We start from the raw sequence: 15681 nt of genomic DNA, 5'->3' as shown, positions 1-15681 counted from the left end.
TCCGGGGCGGGCACCGCCGTCGTCTTGTGGGGCCGGGTACAGCTAGAGCGCTGCGACCGATCCGCTGAAATGCTTGCGCCCGGACCGCGCGTTCCAGGCGACATAGTCCGAGCGCCGCCAGGGGCCGTCGTCGCCCTGCGTGGTGCTGATGTCCAGGGCCACGCGGGCCGGCAGGAACACCGGCGCCTCGAAGGACACGTCCCAGCTGAAGGCATCGCCCTTGGCGGCGCCGACGTCAGCCAGCGCTCTTGACGCCAGGTACATGCCGTGCGCGATGGACCGGCGCATCCCCAAGGCCTTGGCCGAGAGGACGCTCAGGTGAATCGGGTTGAAATCGCCGGACACGGCCGCGTAGGCGCGCCCGGTGTCCACACCCAGCTGCCACAGCGCCGTGGGGTCCGGCACCGCGAAGGCCGCCGGTGCCGGCGCGGCCGAGGGCTTGTCGATGCCGGGCAGATACACACCCTTTGCCAGGTAGGTTGAGACACCGCGCCAGCTCACGGCGTCCTCCCCTGTTCGGCGCACCTCGGTGACAACGTCCAGCTGGGTGCCGGCCCGGTGGCCGCGCAGGTCCTCGGACCACGAGCGGATGTCCAGGGCGTCGGTGAACCGCAGGGGCACGGACTGCACCACCCGGTTCTGCAGGTGGATCATGCCCAGCAGCGGCAGCGGGAAGTCGTCCCGGTTCATCACGCTCATGGCCAGCGGGAAGGCCAGGGCATGGACAAACCCGGCCGGCAGCACGTCGCTCGCGCTCTCGCCGATCAGGTGCTGGTACGCCGTGAGGTTCTCCACTGCCGCCTTGACGCCGCGGACCTCGTGCCGCGTCGCCGGCAGCCCGTTCCCCGGGTGCGTGCCCAGCACCCGGCGGCGGGCGGCGGTGGCGGCCGCGTTGACGTACAGCTTGGACAGCGACGGCATCTCGCCCAGGATGACGGGCTGCGCTGGGGTCATGCCCCCACCAGGTTCTGCCCGCAGACGCGCAGCACCTCGCCGGAGATGCCGCCGGCCGCGTCACTGGCCAGGAACGCGATGGCCTCGGCCACGTCGCCCGGCCGGCCGCCCTGCTGCAGGGAGTTCAGCCTGCGGGCGATCTCGCGGGTGGCGAAGGGGATCTTCGCGGTCATCTCCGTCTCGATGAAGCCGGGCGCGACGGCGTTGATGGAGCCGCCGTGCGTGCCGATCAGCGGAGCCGTGGCCCGGACCATGCCCATCACGCCGCCCTTGGAGGCGGCATAGTTGGTCTGGCCGCGGTTGCCGGCGATACCGCTGGTTGAGGCGACGGAGACGATGCGGGGTGAGCTCCGGAAGTGCTCCGACGCCAGGAGCGCCTCATTGATCCGCAGCTGCGCGGCGATGTTGACCGCGATCACCGAGTTCCAGCGGCCCTGGTCCATGTTGGCGAGCAGTTTGTCCCGCGTGATGCCGGCGTTGTGGATCACGATGTCCAGCCGTCCGTGGCGTTCCACGGCGTGGTCAATGATCCGCTGCCCGGCGTCCTCGCGGCTGATGTCCAGCTGCAGGGCCGTGCCATGGACCTCATTCGCCACCGCGGCGAGGTGGTCCCCGGCGGCCGGGATATCAACGGCAACCACCATGGCGCCGTCCCGGTGCAGGGTGCGGGCAATCGCGGCACCGATTCCGCGCGCGGCCCCGGTCACGACGGCGACCTTGCCCGCCAGCGGCTTCTCGGCGTCAGCCGGCAGCGCACCCTCGGCCGAGCGGACGGTGAGGAACTGCCCGTCCACGAACGCGGAGCGGCCGGACAGGAAGAACCGGAGCGCGCCGAGGGTGCTGGGGCTGGTGGTGCCGGCGCCGTCTGCGAGGAGGATCCCGTTGGCGGTGGCGCCGGCGCGGAGTTCCTTGGCCAGCGAGCGGAGGAGCCCGTCCACGCCCTGCCGCGCCGCAGCGGCGGCCGGGTCCGCAGCCTCGGAACCAGCAGCATCTGGGTTTGCAGCACTTGGGTTTGCAGCGTCCGCTGCGCTGCGGGAGATGGTGACGACGCGGGCATTGGCTGCCAGGTCGCGGAGGGAAGTGGCAGCGGTGAGTACCGGCTTCTCCAGGTCCTCCGGGCGGCTCAGCTCATCCAGCACCAGGATGATGGCGCCGAGCTTTTCTTTGGGCACTGCGTGGCGGCGCACATCAAGGTCCCAGGACAGGAGCGTGGAGGCCAGCGCATCAGCGCCGCTGCCGGCACCCTGCACCAGGATGGGCCCGGTAACCAGCGGCTGGCCCGGCGTGTACCGCCGCAGCGCCACTGGCTGGGGCAGTCCCAGTTTCCTCGCGATGTCCCGGCCGAGGCCGTGGCTCACCAAACGTGTGTATTTGTCGGTCATCGGTTCCCCCTAGTGTGCTTCAAGAATAGCGACGACGCCCTGGCCGCCGGCGGCGCAGATCGAGATCAGGCCACGGGCGGGCCGGCCGTCGACGCGGCCCTTCGCATGGAGCATCTTGGCGAGCGACGCAACAATCCGTCCCCCGGTGGCCGCGAACGGGTGGCCCGCGGCGAGGGAGGATCCGTTGACGTTGAGCCTGGACCGGTCGATGCTGCCGAAGGCTCCGTCGAGGCCGAGGCGGGTGCGGCCGAATTCCTCGTCCTCCCATGCGGCGAGGGTGCTGAGCACAGTGCCGGCGAAAGCCTCGTGGATTTCGAAGAAGTCGAAGTCCTCAAGGGTCAGTCCGTTGCGGGCGAGCAGGCGCGGCACGGCGTAGGCCGGCGCCATGAGGAGTCCGTCCTTGCCGTGGACGAAGTCCACGGCCGCCGCCTCGCCGTCAACCACGGTGGCCAGCTTGGGCAGGTCATGGGCGTCGGCCCATTCCTCGGAACCGAGCAGCACGGTGGAGGCGCCGTCGGTCAGCGGGGTGGAGTTGCCTGCCGTCATGGTTGCCGCGGAACCCAGGCTCTTGCCGAAGACGGGCTTGAGTGAGGCCAGCTTCTCCAAGCTGGTGTCCGCACGGAGATTGGAGTCCCGCGACAGGCCGCGGTACGGGGTCAGCAGGTCATCGAAGAACCCGGCGTCGTAGGCGGCTGCGAGGTTGCGGTGGCTGTTGAAGGCCAGCTCGTCCTGCGCCTCGCGGGTGATCTTCCACTGGGCCGTGGTGAGGGCCTGGTGCTCGCCCATGGAGAGGCCGGTGCGGGGTTCGCCTGTGCTGGGGGCATCGGGCGCGAGGTCCTTGGGCCGGAGCCGGCTAAGGACCTGCAGCCGCTGCGGCAGTGTTTTCGCGCGGTTCAGGTCGAGGAGCACCTCCCGGAGGCCTTCGCTGACGGCAATGGGAGCGTCCGAGGCGGAATCCACGCCGCCGGCAATGGCCGAATCAATCTGCCCGAGTTTGATCTTGTTGGCGAGGCCGAGGACCGTCTCCAGCCCGGTGGCGCAGGCCTGCTGCAGGTCATAGGCCGGAGTCTCGGCGGAGAGCGCGGAGCCCAGCACCGCCTCGCGGGTCAGGTTGAAGTCACGGGAATGCTTGAGCACGGCGCCGGCGGCAACTTCACCGATGCGCTCGTCCTGCAGGCCGAACCGGGCGATCAGCCCGTCGAGGGCGGCGGTCAGCATGTCCTGGTTCGACGACTTCGTGTAGGCGCCACCGGTCCGGGCGAACGGAATGCGGTTGCCGCCCACAATGACTGCCTTGCGGAGCTGAGGCGTTGCAGCCCGATCCGTTACCCGGCTGGCGGCCGGGGTCGTTGCTGCGCGGGTCGGGTCCTGAGGTCCGGGTGCGGACTGTCCGTTGACGGACATGGGCTGTCTCCTTCGATCAAAGCGGGTTACCGATACCCAGCGTACCTGATACGCTGGGTATCGTGAACATTTCCCAGACCGGTCTTCCCGGCGAACCCGCGGCCGACGCCGGCGGCACTCCAGCCGGCAGCGTGGACGGCCGCGCCTCCCGCTGGCAGTCGCACCGCGAGGAGCGCCGCCGGGAACTCATTAAGGCAGCCCGGAAAGCCGTGCATGGGCTCGGCAGCGATGCGTCAATGGAAGAGATTGCCGCCGCGGCGGGCACCTCGAAGTCCGTGTTCTACCGGTACTTCGGGGACAAAGCCGGGCTGCAGCAGGCCGTGGGCGAAGTGGTGCTGAGCCAGATGCAGCGCCGCATCCAGGAAGCAGCGCAGGGCGCCCAGACCCCCCGCGAGGGACTGTTTGCCATGGTGTCCGCGTATCTGCAGATGGCCGAAACCAGCCCGAATGTGTACACCTTCGTGACGCGCTACACTCCCGGCGACGCCGGGGCCGCCAACAGCACCGTCGCCACTACAGGCGCCCTGGGCCACTTCTTCGCTGCGGTCAGCGACATGATCGCCGGCCCCATGCGCAGCCACCTCGGCGACTCCGCCGGCCGGGAGGCGGCCATCGGATACTGGCCCAACGCGGCGATCGGCCTGGTCCGGAACGCCGGCGAACAATGGCTCGCCAGCCCGCCGTCTCCCGCCAAGCCCGACCAGGAGGCGATGGCCCGCCAGATCACCGACTGGCTCTGCCTCGGGATCGCGCCCGCTCTCCGGTCCGGTCCCAACTCCCCCGCTCCAGAACCGACCTCAGCACCGACCTCAGCACCGACCTTGTCAGAACCAAAGAAGGAATCGACATGACCGAACTGGCAGACCGCCCCGCGGGCGCCGAACGCACCACAGCAGGCCAGGGAACGCCCGGCCGCACCACCCCAAGCGCTGCGCAGGCAGCACCGGCCCCCACCGCAGAACCGGCGGTTCCCGCCGTTGACGTCGCCGCGCTGGGCGAGCTTCTGCTCGGAAAGTGGGCAGACATCCGCCGCGCCTCCCGGCAGCTTGCCGGCCAGCCGGAACTGCACAAGACGGAAGGCCTCACCCACACCGAGCACCGCCGGCGCGTCTTCGGCCAGCTCAAGATTCTCGTGGAGAACGGGGCCGTGCACCGCGCGTTCCCCGTGTCAGTCGGCGGCGCCGACGAGCACGGCGGCAACGTGGCCGGCTTCCAGGAGCTGGTCATCGCCGACCCCTCGCTTCAGATCAAAGCCGGTGTGCAGTGGGGCCTCTTCGGCTCCGCCGTGAACCACCTCGGCACCGAAGAACACCATGCCAAGTGGCTGCCCGGCATCATGAGCCTGGACATCCCTGGCTGCTTTGCCATGACCGAGACCGGGCACGGCTCCGACGTCGCCAGCATCGCCACGACGGCCACCTACGATCCCGCCGCCGAGGAATTCGTGGTGCACACCCCCTTCCGTGCGGCGTGGAAGGACTACATCGGCAACGCGGCCATCGACGGCCTCGCCGCCGTCGTCTTCGCCCAGCTGATCACCAACGGCGTCAACCACGGCGTCCACGCGTTCTACATGGACCTGCGTGACCCGGAGACCAAGGAGTTCCTGCCCGGCATCGGCGGCGAGGACGACGGCGTCAAGGGCGGGCTGAACGGGATCGACAACGGCCGGCTGCACTTCACCCACGTCCGGATCCCGCGCACCAACCTGCTCAACCGCTACGGCAACGTCGACGCCGACGGCACCTACACCTCGCCCATCGCCAGCCCGGGCCGTCGCTTCTTCACCATGCTGGGCACCCTGGTGCAGGGCCGGGTCTCCCTGGACGGAGCCGCCGTCACCGCCTCGAAGCTGGCGCTCAAGACGGCCATCCAGTACGCCACGGAACGCCGCCAGTTCAATGCGTCCTCGCAGACCGACGAGGAGGTGCTGCTGGACTACCAGCGGCACCAGCGCCGGCTGTTCACCCGGCTGGCCACGACGTACGCCGCCGGCTTCGCCAGCGAACAACTGCTGCAGAAGTTCGACGACGTCTTCTCCGGCCGCGCCGACACGGACGAGGACCGCCAGGACCTGGAAACGCTCGCGGCGGCGCTCAAGCCGCTGAGCACCTGGCACGCCCTGGACACCCTGCAGGAATGCCGCGAAGCCTGCGGCGGCGCCGGCTTCCTGATCGACAACCGGTTCGCCTCACTGCGGGCGGACCTGGACGTCTACGCCACGTTCGAGGGCGACAACACGGTTCTCCTCCAGCTCGTGGCCAAGCGGCTGCTGGCCGACTACGCCAAAGAATTCCGGACCGTGAACTTCGGGGTACTGACCCGCTACGTCGTGGGCCAGGCAACCGACGCCGCCATCCACCGGACCGGCCTGCGCGGCGTCGCGCAGTTCATGGCTGACTCCGGCTCGGTGCAGAAGGCCGCCATCGCCATCAAGGACGAGGCCAGCCAGCGCGCGCTCCTGACGGACCGGGTGCAGACCATGGTCGCCGAAGTCGGCTCCGCGCTCAAGGGCGCCAACAAGCTGCCGCAGCAGCAGGGCGCGGATCTGTTCAACCGGCACCAGAACGAGCTCATCGAAGCCGCCCAGGCACACGCCGAACTGCTGCAGTGGGAGGCCTTCACCGAGGCGCTGGGCCACGTCACTGATCCCGGCACCAGGAAGGTCCTGACCTGGCTGCGCGACCTCTTCGGGCTCTCCCTGATTGAGGCCAACCTGTCCTGGTACCTGATGAACGGCCGGCTGTCCATGCAGCGGGCCCGGACGCTGGGCGGCTACATCAACCGGCTCCTGGTCAAGATCCGCCCGCACGCGCTGGATCTGGTGGACGCCTTCGGGTTCGGCCCCGAGCACCTCCGGGCGGACATCGCCACGGGCGCCGAGAAGGTCCGCCAGGACGAGGCCCGGGAATACTTCAGGCAGCAGCGCGCCAGCGGCGACGCCCCGGTGGACGAGAAGATCCTGCTCGCCCGCAAGGGCCACGGAACCAAGGCCCAGGGAACCGGACCACGCGGCGCCTGATTCCGCCGGAACACCATAACGACGGCGCCGCCCCCGGTGAATTCGCCGGAGGCGGCGCCGCCGTCGTGTCTCGTGCGGAAAGGGGTCCTTAGGAACCCGCGGGGAGCACCGAACGGTAGACCTCGAGGGTGGTCTCCGTGATGGATTCCCAGGAGAAATGCTCCTCGGCCCTGCGGCGTCCCGCCTGGCCCATGGCGCGGGCCCGCTCCGGATCGGAGACCACCTCGGTGAGGGCGGCGGCGAACTCCGAGACGAACTTTTCCGGGTCCAGCGGTGTGCCGGTCCCGTCCGTGACCTGTTCGATGTCGACCAGCAGGCCGGTCTCGCCATGCTGCACCACCTCGGGGATCCCGCCGGTGGCGCTGGCCACAACGGCGGCGCCGCAGGCCATGGCTTCGAGGTTGACGATGCCGAGGGGTTCGTAGATGGACGGGCAGGCGAAGGCCGTGGCGTGGCTGAGGACCTGGATGAGTTCGTTGCGCGGCAGCATGCGCTCCACCAGGACCACCCCGCCGCGCTGGGCCTGCAGGCCCTCGATGAGGACGGCGGTTTCGGCGGCCAGCTCGGGGGTGTCGGCCGCGCCGAGGCACAGGACCAGCTGCACGTCCGCCGGGAGTTTGGCGGCGGCGCGCAGCAGGTACGGCACACCCTTCTGCCGGGTGTTGCGGCCTACGAAGACCACGCTCGGCCGGGACGGGTCAATCCCCAGCCCACGGACGACGTCGTCGCCCTCGTCGCGGTTCCAGAGGCTCACGTCGATACCGTTGTGCACCACCTTGACCTTGGCCGGGTCCACCTCGGGATAGCTGCGCAGGATGTCCTGGCGCATGCCCTCGGACACTGCAATGATGGCGGCCGCCGCCTCATACGCGGTTTTCTCCACCCACGAGGACAGGGCATAGCCGCCGCCGAGCTGCTCGGCCTTCCACGGGCGCAGCGGTTCCAGGCTGTGGGCGCTGAGCACGTGCGGAATGCCGTGGAGCAGCGAGGCAATGTGCCCGGCCATGTTGGCGTACCAGGTGTGGGAGTGCACCAGGTCGGCGCCGGCGATGTCCGGCACAATCCGCAGGTCCACGCCGAGGGTCTGCACGGCGGCATTCGCGCCGGCCAGGTCCTCGGGCACGGCATAGGAGGTCACAGACGCGCCGTGATAGCCCGGTTTCCGGGGCGCACCAAAGGCCCGGACCTGGAGATCGACGTGCTGGGCCAGAACGCGGCTGAGCTCGGCCACGTGGACCCCGGCGCCGCCATAGATTTCGGGCGGGAATTCTTTGGTCACAATGTCTATACGCACAAACCCCAAGGTAGTCGTTACGGTGGAACTGATCTAGTGTGAAGACGTTCGGGCGTGCCGGACTGTTTTGGGGAAATACAAAGGCGTTCAGGAGCGTTCACCATGCCGAATAGGAAAGTATTGGCCATCGTCCTCGCAGGCGGCGAGGGAAACCGGCTTATGCCACTGACGGCGGACCGGGCCAAACCCGGCGTACCGTTTGCCGGCAGCTACCGGCTCATCGACTTCGCGCTGTCCAACCTGGTCAATTCGCGCTACCTCCAGATCGTGGTCCTGACGCAATACAAGTCGCACAGCCTGGACCGCCACATTTCCGAAACGTGGCGCATGTCCACCCAGCTGGGCAACTACATCGCCTCGGTGCCCGCGCAGCAGCGGGTCGGCAAGAGCTGGTTCCTTGGCAGCGCCAACGCCATCTACCAGTCCCTGAACCTGATCCATGACGCCAACCCGGACATCGTCGTCGTCGTCGGCGCGGACCACGTCTACCGGATGGACTTCGCCCAGATGGTGGACCAGCACATCGCCAGCGGCGCCAAGGCCACTGTCGCGGCGGTCCGCCAGCCGCTGAACATGGCCGACCAGTTCGGTGTCATCGAAGTGGACCAGAACAATCCGGAGAAGATCGCAGCCTTCGTCGAGAAGCCGTCCTCCACGCCAGGACTCGCCGCCGACCCCACCCAGTTCCTCGCGTCCATGGGCAACTACGTCTTCAACGCCGACGCCCTGGTGGAGGCCCTGCACGTCGACGCCGAGCGGCTCGATACCAAGCACGACATGGGCGGGGACATCATCCCCTACTTCGTCGACAAGGGCGAGGCAGGGGTCTACGACTTCACGCTGAACGAGATCCCCGGCTCCACGGAACGCGACCGCACGTACTGGCGCGACGTCGGCACCATCGATTCGTTCTACGACGCGCACATGGACCTCATCTCGCCGGTCCCGGTGTTCAACCTGTACAACTCCGAATGGCCGATCTACACCCGGCAGAGCATCTCCCCGCCGGCCAAGTTCGTCCGCGGCCAGAAGAACACGGTGGGTACGGCCCTGGATTCGATCGTCGCCAGCGGCGTTGTCATCTCCGGCGGCATCGTGGAAGGCTCCGTCCTGTCCAATGACGTCTACGTGGGCACTTCCAGCCGCGTGCTGGACTCCGTGCTCATGGACAAAGTGACCATCGGTGAAGGCGCCGTGGTCAAGCGCGCCATCATCGACAAGAACGTCAAGGTCCCGGCGGGCGCCGCGATCGGCCTCGACGCTGAACTGGACCGGGCCCGCGGCTTCAAGGTGACCGATTCGGGCATCACTGTCCTGTCCAAGGGACAGGTGGTCCCGGAGCCGGGCGAGCAGGAGCGGGCCCTGTCGGCCGCCAACCTGATCCTGGTGCCGGACGCCGTGCGGGCTGCTACCGAGAACTGGCCCGCCCTGCGGGAGTCCGTGGACAAGGTGGCGGAGGTGCAGGCGGCAGCCGTCGGTGTGACGGGACAGCAGTCTTCCAGCGCCACGTAGCCCTTCCGGCAGGAGCGTGAGCCCGGCGGCAGCGTCCGCCGGGCTTCCTGCAGGCTGTAAAATTGTCGGAATGAGCTCCCCCGATCTGCCGTCCGATCTGACCGCCGAGGAAATCCAGACCTGCCTCAAGGTCCTGGACAGCATTCACCTCTACGACGAGGAGCACCCGGACTACCTCTCGGTCCGCCGGGCCACCGGCAAGATGTTCAAAGCCGTCAAGCGGCACCGCCGGGTCAGCAAGCGCGACCTGATCGCCGAGGCTGACCGTGCCGTGATCGCACAGACGGCGACGGCGGCCCCGGACCGGATCGACGACGAGACCCGCGGGAACAAGCTGGCCCCGTCCACCACCGGGAGCATCGCCGGGCACCTGATCAGGTCCAGGCCCTGCTATATCTGCAAGCAGCACTACACCCAGGTGGACGCCTTCTACCACCAGCTCTGCCCGGAGTGCGCGGCCTTCAGCCACAGCAAGCGCGACGCGACGACGGACCTCACCGGCCGCCGGGCCCTCCTCACCGGCGGGCGGGCGAAAATCGGCATGTACATTGCCCTGCGCCTGCTGCGCGACGGCGCGCACACCACCATCACCACACGTTTCCCCAAGGACGCCGCCAGGCGGTTCGCGGCCATGGAGGACAGCAGCGAGTGGCTGCACCGGCTGCGGATTGTCGGCATCGACCTGCGTGACCCGTCCCAGGTCATGGCACTGACCGATTCCCTGGACGCGGCGGGGCCGCTCGACATCATCATCAACAACGCGGCCCAGACCGTGCGCCGCTCGGGCAACGCCTACAAGCCCCTGGTCGACGCCGAGGACGAGCCCCTTCCCGCGGCCCTGCAGGCCGCCAACGGCGGGCCGGAACTGGTCACGTTCGGGCACGCCCACGACAAGCACCCGCTGGCCCTGGCGAGCAGCGTCCTGGACCACCCGGTGCTGGCCGGCGACGCCATCACGTCCCTGGCTTTGTCCACCGGCTCCGCCTCCCTGGAGCGCATTGCCGCCGGCACCGCCATCGACGCAGGCGGCCTGGTCCCTGACCTCGCCGCCATCAACAGCTGGACCCAGGTGGTGGACGAGGTGGATCCCCTGGAGATGCTCGAAGTCCAGCTCTGCAACGTCACGGCACCGTTCCTGCTGGTCAGCCGGCTCCGCGGCGCCATGAAGCGCTCGACCGCGCGGCGGAAGTACATCGTGAACGTCAGTGCCATGGAAGGCCAGTTCTCCCGCGCGTACAAGGGCCCAGGCCACCCGCACACCAACATGGCCAAAGCGGCGCTGAACATGATGACCAGGACCAGCGCCCAGGAGATGCTGGACGCCGACGGCATCCTCATGACCGCCGTCGACACCGGCTGGATCACCGACGAGCGGCCGCACCACACGAAGGTCCGCCTGATGGAAGAGGGATTCCACGCTCCCCTGGACCTCGTGGACGGGGCTGCCCGGGTCTACGACCCGATCGTGATGGGCGAGTCCGGCGAGGACCAGTACGGCGTCTTCCTGAAGGATTACAAGCCGAGCCCCTGGTAGCCGGGGCCACACCCCACAGGAGTCCGGCGCAGGCCAAGGGCCTTATGGCCCTGATGATGCACCGGGACTCTCCGTAACGTGGGTCCACATGAACACAGAGACCTCGCCTGCGCCCGATTTCGGACTGTCCCTCGACCAGTGCTGGGTGTTGCTGGACACCGAAGTCGTGGGGCGGATCGCCCTGATTGTGGACGGGCATCCCGAGATCTTTCCGGTGAACTTCGTGCTGGACCGCCGCTCCATCGTGTTCCGCACCGCCGGCGGCTCCAAGCTGTGGGCCGCCATGACAGCGAAGCCCGTGGCGTTCGAAATCGACGGATACGACGCCCACGAGCAGGCGGCCTGGAGCGTGGTGGCCCGTGGCGAGGTGCAGCTGATCGAGAGCCAGGAGGAGAAGGAAGCCGTCGACGGACGGCTGCTGGAGCCGTGGCAGCCGGGCGACAAGGACTTCTACGTGCGGCTGGCCCCCAAGGCCATGACCGGGCGCCGCTTCAAGGTCAACAAGCCGGACCTGTGGAGCACCCGCCTCGCCGACCCGCGCCGGGCCTCGTTCGAGTAGTCAGCGTTTGAGCAGTCGGCGCCCGGCCGGCCCGCGCCGCGGCGGCGCCTAGTTCGCTTTCGCCTTCTTCGGTTCCGGCTTCTTCGGTTCCGGGGAGTGGACCACCAGCACGGGGCAGTGCGCGTGGGCCACCAGGGCCGAGCTGACGGATCCGATCAGCATCCCGCCGAAGCCCCCGTGCCCGCGGCGCCCCACCACCATCAGGTCGGCGTCCCGGCTGGCCTCGATCAGGGTGTGCCGGGGGTGGCCTTGCACCAGCCGGGATTCGACGTTGGCCGGGGTTTCCGCGCCGAAAGCCTTCTCCACCGTCTCCTGCAGGATCTCGCCTGCGCGGACGTCAAAGTCGTCGATGCCCATGGCGATGTACCCGTCGTAGACCGGGGGGACGTCCCAGCTGGCCAGTGCCACCAGCGTGGCCGCGAGCGGTTTGGCAAGGCTCTGGGCCTGGCGCAGGGCCTCGACCGACGCCTCGGAACCGTCGACTCCCACCACGATTGTCCGGATGTCACTGGCTTCGGTCATTGCGGAACCCCCTTTGTTGGAAAGCTGGCGTTGGAGAGCTGGCGTTGGAGAGCTGGCGTTGGACAGCTGGCGCGTCCAGCCTACAGTGGTCGGCGGTCCGCGGATCCGGCTAGGGCCAAAAGTCATGGGGGCCCGGCACGCCCCGGCGGGACCAAGGACCCTTGCTCCGGACTCCGGCCTGGAGAAAAATTGCAGTCTCCGGGGATGCACAACAGCCCCGGAAGGGGGAACCGGAAAAAATTCCGGCGACGGCGGCACAGGCAACGGCGACAGCGGCACCTGGGTCGGCGACAATGGAAACAGCAGGCCCGCAGGCCCGGTCTGCGGGACAGGCTGGGGAGCACCGCACGATACACGGCAGCGCAGGCCGCCGGACGGGAGAATCATGATTGCCTGGTCAGACGCAGGTCTCGGCGCACCCGACGGGGAGAAGGCCGTCATCCGTGTCTTTATCCTCGACGACCACGAGCTGGTCAGGCGCGGCCTGCAGGAGCTCCTTGAGGGTGAGGGTTTCCAGGTGGTGGGGAGTTCCGGTTCCGCCGTCGAGGCGACCCGCCGCATACCGGCCCTCCACCCCGACGTCTGCGTCCTCGACGCCCGGCTCCCGGACGGCACCGGAATCGAGGTCTGCCGGGACGTCCGCTCGATCGACCCGTCGCTGAACTGCATCATCCTGACCAGCTTCGACGACGAACAGGCCCTCCGCGGTGCCGTGCTGGCGGGCGCCAGCGGCTACGTCCTGAAGGAAATCGGAGGCACGGACCTGATCGGGGCGCTGCGCCGGGCTGCCGCGGGAGAATCGCTGTTCGAGGACGGGGTCGCGGCGGGCATCGTGGAAAGCCTCGTGGAGGCCGACGAAGTAGACCCCCGGACGGCCTCCCTGACACCCCAGGAACGCAGGGTGCTGGAGCTGGTGGGCGGCGGGCTGACCAACCGCCAGATCGCCGCGGAAATGTTCCTGGCCGAGAAGACCGTCAAGAACTACGTCTCGTCGCTGCTGGCCAAACTGGGCTTCGAACGGCGCACGCAGGCGGCCGTCTTCATCGCCGGCCCGGCAGCGCAGGCACAGCCCGCCGGCCACACCGAGGCAGCCCGCGCACACATTGTGCGGTAACTGTACTGCCCAGGGAGGTTGGTTAGAGCGGCACCGACCACTCCAGGCTGGTTCCGGCCTCCGGCGCGCTGGTGATGATGCATTCGCCGTCGAGCATCCGCGCACGGTCTTCGAGGTTGGCCAGGCCGCGGCGCTTTTCCGGCTCATCGAAGCCGGCGCCGTTGTCCGTGATGACCACGGTGACCCTGCCCTTCATGACGCCCACCGACACCGAAATGGCGTCTGCGCCCGAATGCCTGATGGCGTTGCTGAGGCCCTCCGAAACGACGGCCACCACGTTGTCCGCCTTGTCCGGCGTGACGGCGTCCACCGGTCCGGTGAGGGTCAGCCGCGGGGTGAAGGGCATGGACTTCGCCGAACTGCGGGTCACCCGCCGGATCCGTCCGCTGAGCAGCTCCGTTTCCCCGCTGCTGCTCTTGAGCGAATAGATGGTATCCCGGAGGCTCCGGATCGCCTCGTCCAGCTCGCCGGTAATGGTGCGGATGCGTTCGGTGGCGAGTTCATCCTTCGTGAAACGGGTCAGGCTCTGCACGCTCAGTCCGGCCGCGAACAGCCGCTGGATGACCAGGTCATGGAGGTCGCGGGCAATCCGGTCCCGGTCCGTGAACACCAGAAGCTCCTCGCGGAGCCGGTGCACGCGGGACAGTTCCAGGGCAAGGGCGACATGCGACCCGAACACGGCACCCATCTCAATGTCGGTGCGGGCGAAAGGGAGCGCGTCACGGTCCCGGAGCAGCAGCAGGAGCCCATGGTGCGCGCCCTGGGTACTGAGCGCCACGGCCAGCAGGGGGCCGGGCGTCCCGCCGTCTGCATCGCCGAACACGGCCGAGGCATCCTCCAGGACCACAGGCTCGCCGCCGTCCAGGACGCTTTCGAGCAACGGCGAATCAAGGGTCAGCGCGCGCCCCGAGAACGTGGCGCCGTCCTTGCCGGCGACGCCGGCGACAATGTGGCCGGCGCCGTCCGTGGCCGGCGCCACCAGCAGCGCCAGCCGGGAGCCCGATTCCTGCAGCGCCCGGCCGGCAACAGGGTCCAGCCCCCCGGAGGTGTAGTCGCGGTCGCTGCCGAGGACCAGCCCGGAGACGTCCATGCAGGCCTCCAGCCACCGGGCCCGGCGCCGGGCGTCGTCGTAGAGGCGGGCGTTCTCGATCGCGACGCCCGCGGCGGCGGCCAGCGCCACCGCCAGGCCTTCGTCCTCGGCGGTGAAGTCGGTGCCGTCTTCCTTTTCCGTCAGGTACAGATTGCCAAAAACGACGTCGCGGACCCGCACCGGAACTCCGAGGAAGGACTTCATGGGCGGGTGGTTCGCCGGGAAGCCAAACGACTCGGGATGCTGGCGCAGGTCATGAAGACGGAGGGGCCGCGGCTCGGAAATCAGCAGGCCCAGCACGCCGTGGCCGGTGGGCAGCGGGCCGATCCGGTGGGCGAGTTCCTGGTCAATGCCGACAGTGATGAAGTGGCTGAGGGCCCGGTTGTCGCCGATAACGCCCAGGGCGCCGTAGCGGGCATGGAGAAGGCGGCAGGCGGACTGCACCACGCGCTCCAGAACCGCGTCAAGGCTGAGGTCCTCGGCCACGGCGACGACAGCTTCGAGCAGGCCGGCCATCCGTTCCTGGGACTGGAGCAGTTCTTCGGCCCGGGACACGAATCCCTTGAGCACACCATCGATCATGGGCTGCGGCTCCGTGGTGGTATGGTCCGGATCTCCCCCGAGTGTCTGCATACTCATGGCCCCAATTCGTTACAACGGACACACCGGCCGTCGGCGCTGACGTCGGTGTTGCCAGAATACCCCGTCACAGGCCCAAAGGCCCGGGGCGTGACCCGATATTGCCGTCGATTGTGACCTTTTCCCCTACCTCGCGGGCGGGCTCCTGGCGTACGCTCGGGGCCATGAGCAATGATGCGAACCAGGGCAAACACCAGCCGGCCTACGAAGTTGAGACCCTCGACCACCACGAATGCTGGCGGCTTTTACGCGGCGTTTCCGTGGGCAGGCTCGCGGTCTGGGTGGATGATCATCCCGACATCTTCCCCATCAACTACAAGGTGGACCACGGAACGCTGGTGTTCCGCACGGCCGATGGAACCAAGCTGCAGTCGGCCACCGGCGACACACCGGTGGCCCTCGAAGCCGACGGGGTCGAGGCGGACAGCGGCATTGCCTGGAGCGTGGTGGTCAAGGGCCAGGCAGCCCCCGTGCAGAACCAGCAGGAAGTGCTGGACACCGTAGGCCTTCTCCTCTTCCCCTGGCAGGCAGGCAAAAAGGAACACTTCGTCCGGATCACCCCGGACACCGTGACGGGACGCCGTTTCAAGGTGGTCCCGCCGCTGACGTGGTGGACGCCGCTGGACGACGCCACCCGCTCCGGGTTCGAGTAAGA

13 protein-coding genes are annotated in these 15681 nt (G+C 68.5%); 7 read left to right on the top strand and 6 right to left on the bottom strand.

The window, feature by feature from the left end:
* Positions 1-42: 42 nt before the first annotated feature.
* From ACTWQD_RS07715 to ACTWQD_RS07705, 3 genes are read right to left on the bottom strand one after another with little or no spacing between them, the layout of a single operon-like run.
* Positions 43-954 carry a MaoC family dehydratase gene (locus tag ACTWQD_RS07715; protein WP_443195575.1) on the bottom strand — a complete coding sequence of 304 codons (912 nt, stop codon included), beginning with the start codon at positions 952-954 and terminating at the stop codon, positions 43-45.
* Positions 951-2336 carry a 3-oxoacyl-ACP reductase gene (locus ACTWQD_RS07710; protein ID WP_443195574.1) on the bottom strand — a complete coding sequence of 462 codons (1386 nt, stop codon included), beginning with the start codon at positions 2334-2336 and terminating at the stop codon, positions 951-953. The genes ACTWQD_RS07715 and ACTWQD_RS07710 overlap by 4 nt, the downstream gene beginning before the upstream one ends.
* A 9-nt stretch (positions 2337-2345) precedes the next feature.
* Positions 2346-3740, bottom strand: coding sequence for an acetyl-CoA C-acetyltransferase (locus tag ACTWQD_RS07705; protein WP_443195573.1), 1395 nt, complete (start codon positions 3738-3740; stop codon positions 2346-2348).
* A 62-nt stretch (positions 3741-3802) separates the two neighbouring features.
* Between ACTWQD_RS07705 and ACTWQD_RS07700 the strand changes: the two genes are divergently transcribed.
* Entirely contained in the window at positions 3803-4591 is a 789-nt protein-coding gene (locus tag ACTWQD_RS07700) for a TetR family transcriptional regulator (RefSeq protein WP_443195572.1), read from the top strand.
* Positions 4588-6762, top strand: a complete 2175-nt coding sequence (locus tag ACTWQD_RS07695; RefSeq protein WP_443195571.1) for an acyl-CoA dehydrogenase family protein — start codon at positions 4588-4590, stop codon at positions 6760-6762. Before ACTWQD_RS07700 ends, ACTWQD_RS07695 begins: the two co-directional genes overlap by 4 nt.
* An 88-nt stretch (positions 6763-6850) precedes the next feature.
* Here ACTWQD_RS07695 and glgA read toward each other — a convergent pair whose 3' ends face one another.
* Positions 6851-8056 (bottom strand): glycogen synthase, encoded by a 1206-nt coding sequence (gene glgA / locus ACTWQD_RS07690; protein ID WP_443195570.1) that lies wholly within the window; start codon positions 8054-8056, stop codon positions 6851-6853.
* Positions 8057-8158: 102 nt separating this feature from the next.
* On the opposite strand from glgA, the gene glgC reads away from it, so the two are divergent.
* The 3 genes from glgC to ACTWQD_RS07675 all read left to right on the top strand — a co-directional run bounded on the left by glgC (position 8159) and on the right by ACTWQD_RS07675 (position 11661).
* Positions 8159-9568, top strand: a complete 1410-nt coding sequence (gene glgC, locus ACTWQD_RS07685; RefSeq protein ID WP_443195569.1) for a glucose-1-phosphate adenylyltransferase — start codon at positions 8159-8161, stop codon at positions 9566-9568.
* A 70-nt stretch (positions 9569-9638) separates the two neighbouring features.
* Positions 9639-11102 carry an SDR family NAD(P)-dependent oxidoreductase gene (locus tag ACTWQD_RS07680; RefSeq protein WP_443195568.1) on the top strand — a complete coding sequence of 488 codons (1464 nt, stop codon included), beginning with the start codon at positions 9639-9641 and terminating at the stop codon, positions 11100-11102.
* 88 nt (positions 11103-11190) lie between these two features.
* Positions 11191-11661 (top strand): pyridoxamine 5'-phosphate oxidase family protein, encoded by a 471-nt coding sequence (locus ACTWQD_RS07675; protein WP_443195567.1) that lies wholly within the window; start codon positions 11191-11193, stop codon positions 11659-11661.
* A 48-nt stretch (positions 11662-11709) separates the two neighbouring features.
* On the opposite strand, the gene ACTWQD_RS07670 is transcribed toward ACTWQD_RS07675, so the two are convergent.
* Positions 11710-12183, bottom strand: a complete 474-nt coding sequence (locus tag ACTWQD_RS07670) for a universal stress protein (protein ID WP_443195566.1) — start codon at positions 12181-12183, stop codon at positions 11710-11712.
* 385 nt (positions 12184-12568) lie between these two features.
* On the opposite strand from ACTWQD_RS07670, the gene ACTWQD_RS07665 reads away from it, so the two are divergent.
* Positions 12569-13297 carry a response regulator gene (locus ACTWQD_RS07665; RefSeq protein WP_443195565.1) on the top strand — a complete coding sequence of 243 codons (729 nt, stop codon included), beginning with the start codon at positions 12569-12571 and terminating at the stop codon, positions 13295-13297.
* Between the two features lie 22 nt (positions 13298-13319).
* Here ACTWQD_RS07665 and ACTWQD_RS07660 read toward each other — a convergent pair whose 3' ends face one another.
* Positions 13320-15020 carry a GAF domain-containing protein gene (locus ACTWQD_RS07660; RefSeq protein ID WP_443195873.1) on the bottom strand — a complete coding sequence of 567 codons (1701 nt, stop codon included), beginning with the start codon at positions 15018-15020 and terminating at the stop codon, positions 13320-13322.
* Between the two features lie 170 nt (positions 15021-15190).
* On the opposite strand from ACTWQD_RS07660, the gene ACTWQD_RS07655 reads away from it, so the two are divergent.
* On the top strand, positions 15191-15679 hold the full coding sequence (locus ACTWQD_RS07655) for a pyridoxamine 5'-phosphate oxidase family protein (protein ID WP_443195564.1): 489 nt from the start codon (positions 15191-15193) through the stop codon (positions 15677-15679).
* The last annotated feature ends 2 nt before the right edge of the window (positions 15680-15681 follow it).

This window comes from Pseudarthrobacter sp. 1C304 (assembly GCF_052245515.1).
GTDB lineage: Bacteria > Actinomycetota > Actinomycetes > Actinomycetales > Micrococcaceae > Arthrobacter.
Note: the sequence above shows the minus strand (reverse complement) of the source record. Positions and strands in the feature narration are given on the sequence as shown.